Annotated in this window: 10 protein-coding genes; 1 reads left to right on the top strand and 9 read right to left on the bottom strand. The window is 67.6% G+C overall.

The features are described from left to right. Positions 1–26: 26 nt before the first annotated feature. Entirely contained in the window at positions 27–980 is a 954-nt protein-coding gene (locus ACVOK1_RS03340; RefSeq protein WP_108767756.1) for a M23 family metallopeptidase, read from the bottom strand. A 12-nt stretch (positions 981–992) separates the two neighbouring features. Between ACVOK1_RS03340 and ACVOK1_RS03335 the strand changes: the two genes are divergently transcribed. Continuing rightward, entirely contained in the window at positions 993–1,442 is a 450-nt protein-coding gene (locus ACVOK1_RS03335) for a DciA family protein (protein WP_481561107.1), read from the top strand. Between the two features lie 282 nt (positions 1,443–1,724). Here ACVOK1_RS03335 and lpxC read toward each other — a convergent pair whose 3' ends face one another. The 8 genes from lpxC to ftsW all read right to left on the bottom strand — a co-directional run bounded on the left by lpxC (position 1,725) and on the right by ftsW (position 11,048). Beyond that, positions 1,725–2,636 carry a UDP-3-O-acyl-N-acetylglucosamine deacetylase gene (lpxC, locus tag ACVOK1_RS03330; RefSeq protein ID WP_079220636.1) on the bottom strand — a complete coding sequence of 304 codons (912 nt, stop codon included), beginning with the start codon at positions 2,634–2,636 and terminating at the stop codon, positions 1,725–1,727. 184 nt (positions 2,637–2,820) lie between these two features. Next, a complete protein-coding gene (ftsZ, locus tag ACVOK1_RS03325) occupies positions 2,821–4,056 on the bottom strand; it encodes a cell division protein FtsZ (RefSeq protein WP_079220635.1) in 1,236 nt (411 codons plus the stop codon). A gap of 161 nt (positions 4,057–4,217) precedes the next feature. Continuing rightward, positions 4,218–5,453 (bottom strand): cell division protein FtsA, encoded by a 1,236-nt coding sequence (gene ftsA, locus ACVOK1_RS03320; protein WP_079220634.1) that lies wholly within the window; start codon positions 5,451–5,453, stop codon positions 4,218–4,220. Continuing rightward, positions 5,450–6,199, bottom strand: a complete 750-nt coding sequence (locus tag ACVOK1_RS03315; protein ID WP_108767754.1) for a cell division protein FtsQ/DivIB — start codon at positions 6,197–6,199, stop codon at positions 5,450–5,452. Before ACVOK1_RS03315 ends, ftsA begins: the two co-directional genes overlap by 4 nt. Continuing rightward, a complete protein-coding gene (locus ACVOK1_RS03310) occupies positions 6,196–7,158 on the bottom strand; it encodes a D-alanine--D-alanine ligase (RefSeq protein ID WP_481561106.1) in 963 nt (320 codons plus the stop codon). The genes ACVOK1_RS03315 and ACVOK1_RS03310 overlap by 4 nt, the downstream gene beginning before the upstream one ends. Continuing rightward, on the bottom strand, positions 7,155–8,591 hold the full coding sequence (murC, locus tag ACVOK1_RS03305) for a UDP-N-acetylmuramate--L-alanine ligase (protein WP_481561105.1): 1,437 nt from the start codon (positions 8,589–8,591) through the stop codon (positions 7,155–7,157). Before murC ends, ACVOK1_RS03310 begins: the two co-directional genes overlap by 4 nt. 40 nt (positions 8,592–8,631) lie before the next feature. Continuing rightward, on the bottom strand, positions 8,632–9,729 hold the full coding sequence (murG, locus tag ACVOK1_RS03300; protein ID WP_481561104.1) for an undecaprenyldiphospho-muramoylpentapeptide beta-N-acetylglucosaminyltransferase: 1,098 nt from the start codon (positions 9,727–9,729) through the stop codon (positions 8,632–8,634). After that, the gene (gene ftsW, locus ACVOK1_RS03295) at positions 9,726–11,048 is read right to left on the bottom strand and encodes a putative lipid II flippase FtsW (protein ID WP_108767750.1); all 1,323 of its coding nucleotides are present in this window, start codon (positions 11,046–11,048) and stop codon (positions 9,726–9,728) included. The genes murG and ftsW overlap by 4 nt, the downstream gene beginning before the upstream one ends.

Below are 11,048 nucleotides of genomic sequence, written 5' to 3'. Positions count from 1 at the left end.
GGCCCCGCGCTACCCCCAACCAGGGTTCAACCGCGGCTGATGCGGCCGACCGGGGTGTTGCCGCCGTCGCCGAGGAACTTGCGCGGGTTGACCACGTTGCCGTTTTCCCAGACCTCGAAGTGCACGTGGGCACCGGTTGAGCGGCCGGTGGAACCGGCCTTGGCCACTTCCTGGCCGGCACGGACCAGGTCGCCGACCTTCACCACCAGGCGCGAATTGTGCGCATAGCGGGTCACGTAGCCGTTGCCATGGTCGACGTCGACCACGTTGCCGTAGCCGCCCTTCACGCCGGAGAAGCTGACCACGCCATCGGCGACGGACATCACCGGGTCGCCCACCTTGGCGTGGAAGTCCATGCCCTTGTGGGTGGCGGCACCGCGGCCGAACGGGTCGGCACGGGTGCCGAAGCCGGAGGTCACGTAGCTGTTGCGGATCGGCATGCGCGAGGGCACGGCGTTCTGCTGCAGCTGGTGGTCGAACATCAGCGATTCCATCACCGATAACTGGCGGCCTGAAGCAGCGAAGCGCTGCTCCAGCACCTGTAAGTCGGCGTTGACGTCCTTGACCGGAATGTCCGAGGTCGGGCCGCCGGCATCGCCGTCACCCAGGCCGGGGGTCTCGTTGAAGTCGAACTCGCCGTCTTCCAGCTTGCCCATCTGGGTCAGGCGCTCGCCGAGGGCGTTCAGGCGGGTGGCCTGTGCCTGCAGCTCGCCCAGGCGGGCGGCCAGGGCGTTGACCTGGGTCTGCGCATCGCGCTGGACCTTGGCCAGTTCAGCTTCCTGGCGGTCGACCTTGGCCTGCAGGCGCGAATCATTGAGCGCGCTGGCGCCAATGCCGCCGGCAAGGCCGATAATGCAGCCTACCCCGAGCACGCTGCCCAGCAGGGCGCGGGGGCGGTCCTCGAAATAGAACCGCAGACGCGCGATCGGCGATTTGGCCTGCCCTTCACGCGTTTTGATTACGATCTTTTTGAATGCCATCAGTGAGTTTTCATGTCTGAGCCGAAATCCAGCGTTCGTCCCGCGCCCAGGCCGAAACCGGCACTGGATGCAGTGATGGCGGACAAAAGCGGGAACCCTCTGCGTCGTGCCTTGTGGCTCGATGCGCTGGACCGTCAGTTGCGCCCCCAGTTACCGCCCGCGTTGCGCAACCGTTGCCGGCTGGCCAATGTGGACGGGGAACACCTCGTTTTTCTCGTCGAATCACCGGTCTGGCATGCCAAGTTGCGGCTTGCCGAAGCCCAGTTGCTCGACGCGGCCCGGTCCATCGGGCTGAAGGCCACCAAGGTGACCATCAAGACTGCGCCTCCCACTCCCACGCGCTCCCCAGCGCACGACAACCGGAATGGCCCCCACGCAGTTTCAGCCGCCACGCACAAAGGGCTACGCGACGCCTTGGCGGCCCTGCAGGATGCCCCGGTCAAACCGAAGCAAGGGTCCTGAGGACAACGGAGCATCCAGCTCCGATCCCCGTCAATGACGCATCACCGCTGCGTGAAATGTTCGGGGGCCGGGTCGCATCCTAGCCGTCCCGGGTGGTCGAGTCGTTAGATTGTTGTTAAATAATCGTTATATTCAGGCTTCAAAGCGGTCAGGTTCACAAAACCGTGATCCGCAGCCGACCGTCGCTTTACGCGCTGCGCCATTCAGCCAGCCCTGCCCGGAAACGACAACGCCGCCCTGGAAGGCGGCGTTTTCTTCTTGTATTTCAACAACCTGGACTAATCAGGCGTAGGCCGGCACGGCGTACACCACCGGATCTTCGGCGGTCGGCGACTCGTAGGTCACCCATTCCCAGGCGGTGGCATCGGCCATCAGCGCCCGCACCAGCTTGTTGTTGAGTGCGTGGCCGGACTTGAAGCCCTCGTAGGCGCCCAGCACCTGGCCACCGGCCAGATAGAGGTCACCGATCGCATCGAGGATCTTGTGGCGCACGAATTCGTCGGCGTAGCGCAGGCCGTCTTCGTTGAGCACGCGGAACTCGTCCAGCACGATGGCGTTGTCCATCGAACCGCCCAGGCCCAGGTTGCGCTCGCGCATGTACTCCAGGTCGCGCATGAAGCCGAAGGTGCGCGCGCGGGAGATTTCCTTGGTGTAGGCCATCGTCGAGAACTCGATTTCCTGGCGCGACTGCTTGGCCGGGATCATCGGGTGGTCGAACTGGATGGTGAAGCCCAGCTTGTAACCCTCGTATGGGGTGAAGCGGGCGACCTTGTCGCCCTCGGTCACTTCCACGGTCTTCAGCACGCGGATGAAGCGCTTGGGCGCGTCCTGTTCCACGATGCCCGCCGACTGCAGCAGGAACACGAACGGGCCGGACGAACCGTCCATGATCGGCAGCTCGGCCGAGGACAGTTCGACGATGATGTTGTCCACACCCAGGCCGGCCAGTGCCGACATCAGGTGTTCGACGGTCTGGATCTTGGCGTCGTTGCAGGTCAGGCCGGTGCACAGGGTCACTTCGGTGACCAGTTCGGCCTTGGCCGGCACTTCCACCACCGGGTCCAGGTCCACGCGCCGGAACACGATGCCATGGTTGACCGGTGCCGGGCGCAGGGTCATGTAGACCTTGTCACCGCTGTGCAGGCCAACGCCGGTGGCGCGGATCGTGTTCTTGAGGGTGCGTTGCTGGATCATGGGGGTCGACCGGAAGTGACGCGCTAGATTAACACGCACGTCCCCATACCCCGGCTGAAACACCCCTGGAGGCTGCCGGTGGGACACGCGTGAAGCAAGGCGGCCGGGCCCATCCTGGCCCGGCGCCCGCATTTTCTGGACATGGTGGCGCAACCCGGGGGGGACAAGCCCCGGGCAGCTCCGCTTAGTCCGCCTGGCGGCGCAGGAAGGCCGGGATGTCCAGGTAATCGTTCGGCAGTTCAGCCGATGCCGGGGCCGAAGAGGCCGGTGCCGACGGGGTCGACGCGGCCACGCTGTCGCTGCTGGCACGACGCAGGCCCAGGCCCATGCCGCCGACGGCCTTGGACACGGCGTCGCCACCGTTGTCGAAGTCGCCGAATTCCGGCTGGCCGGTGGTCGCGTTGCGCACCAGCTTGATCGGCGCGCGTTCGCCCGGGCGCTGGCTCTTGCTGGCCGACACGCGGTTCAGGCCGGTGGCCACCACGGTCACGCGCACTTCGTCCTGCATGTCCGGGTCGAGCACGGTACCCACCACCACGGTGGCGTCTTCGGAAGCGAAGCCATCGATGGTGCGGCCGATCTCGTCGAACTCGGCCATGGTGAAGTCGGCGCCGGCGGTGATGTTGACCAGGATGCCGTTGGCACCGGCCAGGTTCACGTCGTCCAGCAGCGGGTTCTGGATCGCGGCTTCGGCAGCGGCCTGGGCGCGGTCATCGCCACGGGCGGTGCCGGTACCCATCATCGCCAGGCCCATTTCGGACATGACGGTGCGCACGTCGGCGAAGTCGACGTTGATCAGGCCCGGACGCACGATCAGGTCGGCGATGCCCTGCACGGCGCCCTGCAGCACGTCGTTGGCGGCACGGAAGGCCTGGATCATGGTCGCGTTGCGACCCAGCACGGTGATCAGCTTCTCGTTCGGGATGGTGATCAGCGAGTCGCAGTGCTGGCTCAGTTCTTCGATGCCCTTCAGCGCGACCTGCATGCGGCGACGGCCTTCGAACGGGAACGGCTTGGTGACCACGGCCACGGTCAGGATGCCCATTTCCTTGGCCAGCTGTGCCACCACCGGTGCAGCGCCGGTGCCGGTGCCGCCGCCCATGCCGGCGGTGATGAACACCATGTCCGCGCCCTGCAGGGCGTCCATGATGCGCTCACGGTCTTCCAGAGCAGCCTGGCGGCCGACTTCCGGGTTTGCGCCTGCGCCCAGGCCCTTGGTCACGTTGGTACCCAGCTGCAGCTGCAGCTTGGCACCGCAATTCTTGATGGCCTGCGAGTCGGTGTTGGCGGTGATGAATTCCACACCATCCACTGCCGAGTTGACCATGTGCGCCACGGCATTGCCGCCGCCGCCGCCCACGCCAACCACCTTGATCACCGCATTGGGTGCCATCTTTTCGATCAGTTCAAAATGCGCCATGTCCGTGTCCTCGTTGTATCCGCTTGTCGGTGGCATGGGCGTTCAGGCCTCCTGCCTTTTCGCGTCATGTTGCCGATGCGGCTGTGTGGGTTGTGTGTTGCGTTGTTGCGTCGTGTTGCCGGTATTGCAACCGGGCGGACCCGGGTGATGCAGGTTCCGCGTCAGAATTCGCCGCGGAACCAGGTCTTGAGTTTCTTGAACATGCTGCCCGCGCGTCCGGTCGGCAGCGACGGCCGGCGCGGATGCTCGTTCTGGCTGCCCATCAGCAGCAGGCCCACGCCGGTGGCATGCACCGGGTTGCCCACCACTTCGCCGAGGCCGGTGACGTGCTGCGGAATGCCCACGCGCACCGGCATCTGCAGCATTTCCTCGGCCAGTTCGACCACGCCTTCCATCTTCGAGGCACCACCGGTCAGCACCAGGCCGGCGCGCACCAGTTCCTCGAAACCGGAGCGGCGCAGTTCGGCCTGCACCATCTCGAAGATTTCCTCGTAGCGGCCCTGCACTGCCTGCGCCAGCGAGTGGCGCGGCATGCGGCGCGGCGGACGGTCGCCCACCGACGGCACCTGGATGCTTTCCTCGGCGGTGGCCAGCTGGGCCAGGGCGCAGGCGTAGCGCACCTTGATCTGCTCGGCTTCCGGGGTCGGCGTGCGCAGCATGTGCGCGATGTCGTTGGTCACGTGGTCGCCGGCGATCGGCAGCGAGGCGGTGTGGCAGATCGCGCCCTGCACGAACACGGCGATGTCGGTGGTGCCGGCGCCCATGTCGACCAGCACCACGCCCAGTTCCTTTTCGTCGGCGGTCAGCACCGCCACGCTGGAGGCCAGCGAGGACAGCACCAGGTCGTCCACCTGCAGGCCGCAGCGCTGCACGCACTTGCTGATGTTGGCCGCAGCGGACTGCGCGCAGACCACCAGGTGGGCATGCACTTCCAGGCGCACGCCGGTCATGCCGACCGGGTTGCGGATGCCTTCCTGCGAATCGTCCAGCACGTACTCGCGCGGGATCGCATGCAGGATCTTCTGGTCAGCCGGGATCGCCACCGCCTTGGCCGCATCCAGCACGCGATCCAGGTCACCCCAGGTCACTTCGCCGTCGCGGATCGGCACGATGCCGGGCGAGTTCTTGCACTGCACGTGGTTGCCGGAAATGGAGGCGTACACCGAGCGGATCTCGCAGCCGGCCATCAGCTCGGCTTCTTCCACCGCACGCTGGATCGACTGCACGGTCGATTCGATGTCCACCACCACGCCGCGCTTGAGGCCGCGCGATTCGTGCGAGCCGATGCCGATCACTTCGATCGGGTTGCCCGGCGAATACTCGCCCACCAGCGCCACCACCTTGGAGGTGCCGATATCCAGGCCGACGATCAGCGATTTGTCACCCTTGCGATTCATGTCCTTTCCTGCGTTCGTCTGGCCGGGGTCGCGGGTGCGCCGGCCGGCGTGGCCGGCGTTCCCCAGCTCAGGGTGAAACCATTGGTGTATCGGAGGTCGGCGCGCTCGATCGGCGCAGCCTGGTTGGCCAGCTGCGGCAGCACGCGCACGAAGCGCTGCAGGCGCGAGCGGGCATCGTCACGGCCGACCACGACTTCGGTGCCATTGCTCAACAGCAGCGACCAGCTGCCGCGCGCATCCATGGTCAGGCGGCGCACGTCCACACCGGCGGGTGCGAACAGCGCGCGCGCATCGTTGTACAGCTTCACCACTTCTTCGGTCTGGCTGTCCGGGCCGTCCAGCTCGGGCAGCTGCAGGTCGGCCAGCTTCTTCGGCGTGGGGAACAGCTTGCCCTGCTCGGAGAGCAGGCGGCCTTCGCCCCAGCGCGCGAACGGCTTGTGCTCGACCAGGGTCACTTCCAGCACGTCCGGCCACTGCTTGCGCACCTGCGCGCTTTCCACCCACGGCAGCTTTTCCAGGGCGTCCTGCGCATCCTGCAGCTTGACCGCGAAGAAGCCCGCATGTGCGTACGGCAGCAGCACCTGCTGCAGCTGTTCCGGCGGCACCCGCTTGAACTCACCGTGCACGCGCAGCTTCGCCAGCGGCCAGCGCTCGGCGCCGACCCAGCCATTGACCACGGCCACCACCGGCAGTGCAACCACCGACAGGGCCAACAGCCAGACGAAGATGCGCAGCACCGCGTTCATGCCTGCGATGCCTCCAGGGTCTGTTCCAGCACGCGCCACACCAGTTCCTCGAAACCGATGCCGGCCTGTGCCGCAGCCTTGGGCACCAGCGAGTGGCTGGTCATGCCCGGCGCGGTGTTCACTTCCAGCAGGAAGAAGCGGCCGCTGGTGCGGTCACGCATGACGTCCACGCGGCCCCAGCCACGGCAGCCGGCGGCGCGGAACGCGGCCAGGGCGATGCGGCGGATTTCTTCTTCGTCTGCGCCGTCCAGGCCCGGGCACAGGTACTGGGTGTCCTCGGCGATGTACTTGGCGTTGTAGTCGTACCACTGGCCCTTGGGCACGATGCGGATCGACGGCAGCGCGACATCACCGAGGATGGCCACGGTCAGTTCGTCGCCCACCACCATCTGTTCCATCAGCAGCTGGCCGTCGTAGCGCGCGGCCAGGGCCACCGCTTCGTCCAGGCCGGCGTCGTCGGTCACCCGGCTGATGCCCACGCTGGAACCTTCGTTGGCCGGCTTGACCACCACCGGCAGGCCGAGCTCGGCCGCGTTGGCGTGCACGTTCTCCGCGGTCACCTTGCGGTACTGCGGGGTCGGCAGGCCCAGCGACAGCCACACCTGCTTGGTGCGGATCTTGTCCATGCTCAGCGCCGAGCCCAGCACGTCCGAACCGGTGTACGGCACGCCGAAAGCGTCCATCAGGCCCTGCACGATGCCGTCCTCACCGCCACCGTTGTGGCCGTGCAGGACGTTGAACACGCGGTCGACGCCACCGGCGGCCAGCGCCTTGGCCAGCGCCGGAATGCCATCCACGGCGAACGCATCGACGCCGCGCGACTGCAGGGCTTCGAGCACGTTGCGGCCCGAATCCAGCGACACCTCGCGTTCGCTGGAACTGCCACCGAGCAGCACCGCGACGCGGCCGAACACGGCCGGGTCGGTGGCGCGCAGCGGCGGGAAGGTCAGCGTGCTCACGCCTGGCCCTCCACCTTGAAACCTTCCACGGCGATCTGGCTGGCGACGGCGCCGATGTCACCCGCGCCCATCATCAGCAGCAGGTCTCCGTCCTGCAGCACGTCCGGCAGCACGCTGGCCAGCTCGGCGGCCTTGCCCACCACCACCGGCTCGCTGCGGCCGCGCGCACGGATGGCGCGGGCCAGTGCATGCGAATCGGCACCGGCAATCGGCTCCTCACCGGCCGGGTAGACCTCGCTCAGCACCAGCGCATCGACGCTGGACAGCACCGCAGCGAACTTGTCGAACTGGTCGCGGGTACGGCTGTAGCGGTGCGGCTGGAACGCCACCACCAGACGCTTGTCGGCCCAGCCACCGCGCGCGGCAGCGAACACCGCCTCCAGCTCGCTCGGGTGATGGCCGTAGTCGTCGATGATGCGCACCTTGGCGCCACTGGCGGTGGTCACTTCGCCCAGGTCGTTGAAGCGACGGCCGACGCCGGCGAAGCTTTCCAGTGCACGCGCGATCGCGTCCGGGGCCACGCCCAGCTGCCAGCCCACCGCCGCGGCGGCCAGCGCGTTCAGCACGTTGTGCTTGCCCGGCAGGGCCAGCACCACTTCCTGGCTGGTGCCCTGCGGCAGGCGCAGGGTGAAGCGCATGCGCGACCCTTCCTGCACCACGTTCTCGGCGCGCACGTCGGCCTGCGGGCTCATGCCGTAGCTCATCACGTGGCGCGGGGTCTTGGCAGCCAGTGCGGCCACTTCCGGGTCGTCGATGCACAGCACGGCCAGGCCGTAGAACGGCAGGCGCTGCAGGAACTCGGCGAAGGCCGCCTGCACGCGGGCAAAGTCGTTGCCGTAGTTTTCCAGGTGGTCGGCATCGATGTTCGTGATGATCGACATCAGCGGGTTCAGGCGCAGGAAGCTGCCATCGCTTTCATCGGCCTCGGCCACCAGCCACTGGCCACCGCCCAGCTTGGCGTTGGCACCGGCGGCCAGCAGCTGGCCACCGATCACGAACGTCGGGTCCAGGCCACCTTCGCTCAGCACCGCCGCAGTCAGGCTGGTGGTGGTGGTCTTGCCGTGCGTGCCGGCCACGGCGATGCCGCGGCGGAAGCGCATCAGCTCGGCCAGCATCGCCGCGCGCGGCATGATCGGAATGCGCTGGCTGCGCGCTTCCATCAGTTCCGGGTTGTCTTCGCGGATGGCGCTGGAGACCACCACGCAGTCGGTGCCCAGCACGTTGGCGGCCGAGTGGCCACGCATGATGCGTGCACCCAGGCCGGCCAGGCGGCGGGTGGCCGCGTTGTCGGCGTTGTCCGAACCGGACACTTCATAGCCCAGCGTCAGCATCACTTCGGCGATGCCGCTCATGCCGGTACCGCCGATGCCGACGAAATGCACGCGCGGGAACGCGCGCACCAGGTCGTTGGTGTCGTGCAGGCGGCGGATCATGCGCGGCCTCGCGCGTGGCAGGCGCAGTAGCGGGCCTTCTTCATACAGCTTCCTCGAGAATGATATCGGCGATGCGCTCGGCGGCATCGACCTTGGCCAGGGCACGCGCGGCTTGCGCCATCTGCATGCGGCGGGCGGGATTTTCGGACAGTTCGCGCAGCAGTGCGGCAATGCCGTCGGCCAGCGTTCCATCCTGCTTCAGCAACACGGCCGCGTCGCGCTCGACCAGATACTCCGCATTGCGGGTCTGGTGATCGTCGACGGCAGCAGGGAACGGCACCAGCACGCTGCCCACGCCCACCGCGCAGAGCTCGGCCAGGGTGGACGCGCCGGCACGGCACACCACCAGGTCGGCCCAGGCGAAGGCATCGGCCATGTCGGCGATGAACGGGGTGATTTCAGCCTGCACGCCGGCCTCGGCATAGGCCTGCACGGCTTCGCCATGCAGCTTCTCGCCGCTCTGGTGGCGCACCTGCACTGGCACGGTGCCGGCCAGCGCGGCAATCGCCTGCGGCACGCCGGTGTTGAGCGCGCGTGCGCCCTGGCTGCCGCCCACCACCAGCAGGCGCAGCGGCCCCTGGCGATCGGCGAAGCGCTGTTCCGGCGGCGCGATGGCGGCGATTTCCGCGCGCACCGGGTTGCCGACGAACTCTTCGCGCTTGGCGAAGGTGCCCGGGAAACCGGTCAGCAGGCGGCGCGCGTAGCGCGACAGGATGCGGTTGGTCATGCCCGGCGCACGGTTCTGCTCGTGCACCAGCAGCGGCAGGCGATGCAGGCGCGCGGCCATGCCGCCGGGGCCGGAGGCGAAGCCACCGAAGGCGACCACGGCGCGCGGCTGGCGCTTGCGGATGATCATGCCGGCCGCACGCAGGGCGCGCATCAGCCGCCACGGTGCGCCCAGCAGGGCCAGCTTGCCCTTGCCGCGCAGGCCGGTGATGGCCAGGGTGTCGACCGGGATGTCGTGCTGCGGCACCAGACGGGTTTCCATCGCACCGTCGGCACCCATCCAGGTGACCGGCACGCCACGCTGGCGCAGCACGCGGGCCACGGCCAGGCCGGGGAAGATGTGGCCACCGGTGCCGCCAGCCAGGATCATCACCGGGCGGGCGTTACCAGTCGTCGTGGAGGCGGTGCTCATGACAGCCTCCCGAAGGTCGGTTCGATGCGCGACTGCAGGCGGCTGGTGCCACGTGCAGCGGTTGGCGCAGCGGCAGCCACCGGTTCGGCAGCTTTCGGCGCGCTGGTGGCAGCGGCCGGTGCAGCCGGTTCGGCCACGGGCGCGCCCGCGGCCTCTTCGCCACCGCCGATGCGCACGGCCTGGCGGCGCTCGGCGCGCTTCAGTTCATAGGACACGCGCAGCAGCAGGCCCATCGCCACGCAGGTCATCAGCACCGACGAACCGCCCGAGGAGATCAGCGGCAGGGTCAGGCCCTTGGTCGGCAGGATGCCCAGGTTCACGCCGATCGAGACGAAGGTCTGCATGCTGATCCACAGGCCGATGCCGAAGGCGATGTAGCCGGAGAAGTGGCGCTTCATTTCCACGCAGCGCATGCCCAGCCAGAAGGTGCGGCCGACCAGCAGCGCGTACAGGGCGACGATGGTGCAGGTGCCCAGGAAGCCGAATTCCTCGGCGGTGACCGAGAAGATGAAGTCGGTATGCGCTTCGGGCAGGTAGTACAGCTTCTGCACCGAGTTGCCCAGGCCGACGCCGGTCCACTCGCCACGGCCCACGGCCATCAGCGCGTTGGACAGCTGGTAGCCGTCACCCTGCTGGTCGGCCCACGGGTCGAGGAAGGAGGTGATGCGGCGCATGCGGTACGGCTCGATGATCGCCAGCGCGCTCATGCCGACCAGGCCGATGATCACCGGCATCGACATGCGCGGCATGTTCACCCCGCCCAGCACCAGCATGCCGGCGGTGATCGCCAGCAGCAGGGTGGACGAACCGAAGTCGGGCTGCAGCAGCAGCAGCACGACCAGCGCACCGGCCACGCCCAGCGGCTTCAGCATCGCCGGCCAGGTCGCATTGACCTCGTCGCGGAAACGCACCAGGTAGCTGGACAGCCAGACGATGTAGAGCACCTTCACCGCTTCGACCGTCTGGAACTTGGAGATGCCCAGGTTGATCCAGCGGCGCGCGCCGTTGACCGTGCTGCCCAGGCCCGGCGTGAACACCGCCAGCAGCAGCACGAAACAGCCCAGCAGCAGGATCTGGTTGTACTGCTCGATCGACTTCAGCTCGGTGCGGGCGGCCACGACCGCCAGCACGATGCCCACCGCCAGGAAGATCAGGTGGCGGTTGAGGTAGTAGAACGGGCTGCTCATCAGTGCGATCGAGCTGGACGCCACCATCACCACGCCAATGCCCGTGAGCGCGATGATCGCGCCCAGCAGCCACTTGTCGTAGCTGCCTTCGATGGCTTCGAGGCGTGTTGCCTGGCGGGACAGGTCGTTCAT

The sequence above is a fragment of the Stenotrophomonas sp. STEN087 genome (assembly GCF_056759115.1).
The sequence above is the reverse complement of the archived record's forward strand: the minus strand, read 5'-3'. Positions and strand labels throughout refer to the sequence as shown.

Coding starts and splice junctions, on each gene's coding strand:
- ACVOK1_RS03340 (WP_108767756.1), bottom strand. CDS start 980: ATGGCATTCAAAAAGATCGTAATCAAAACGCGTGAAGGGCAGGCCAAA.
- ACVOK1_RS03335 (WP_481561107.1), top strand. CDS start 993: ATGTCTGAGCCGAAATCCAGCGTTCGTCCCGCGCCCAGGCCGAAACCG.
- lpxC (WP_079220636.1), bottom strand. CDS start 2,636: ATGATCCAGCAACGCACCCTCAAGAACACGATCCGCGCCACCGGCGTT.
- ftsZ (WP_079220635.1), bottom strand. CDS start 4,056: ATGGCGCATTTTGAACTGATCGAAAAGATGGCACCCAATGCGGTGATC.
- ftsA (WP_079220634.1), bottom strand. CDS start 5,453: ATGAATCGCAAGGGTGACAAATCGCTGATCGTCGGCCTGGATATCGGC.
- ACVOK1_RS03315 (WP_108767754.1), bottom strand. CDS start 6,199: ATGAACGCGGTGCTGCGCATCTTCGTCTGGCTGTTGGCCCTGTCGGTG.
- murC (WP_481561105.1), bottom strand. CDS start 8,591: ATGATCCGCCGCCTGCACGACACCAACGACCTGGTGCGCGCGTTCCCG.
- murG (WP_481561104.1), bottom strand. CDS start 9,729: ATGAGCACCGCCTCCACGACGACTGGTAACGCCCGCCCGGTGATGATC.
- ftsW (WP_108767750.1), bottom strand. CDS start 11,048: ATGAACGACCTGTCCCGCCAGGCAACACGCCTCGAAGCCATCGAAGGC.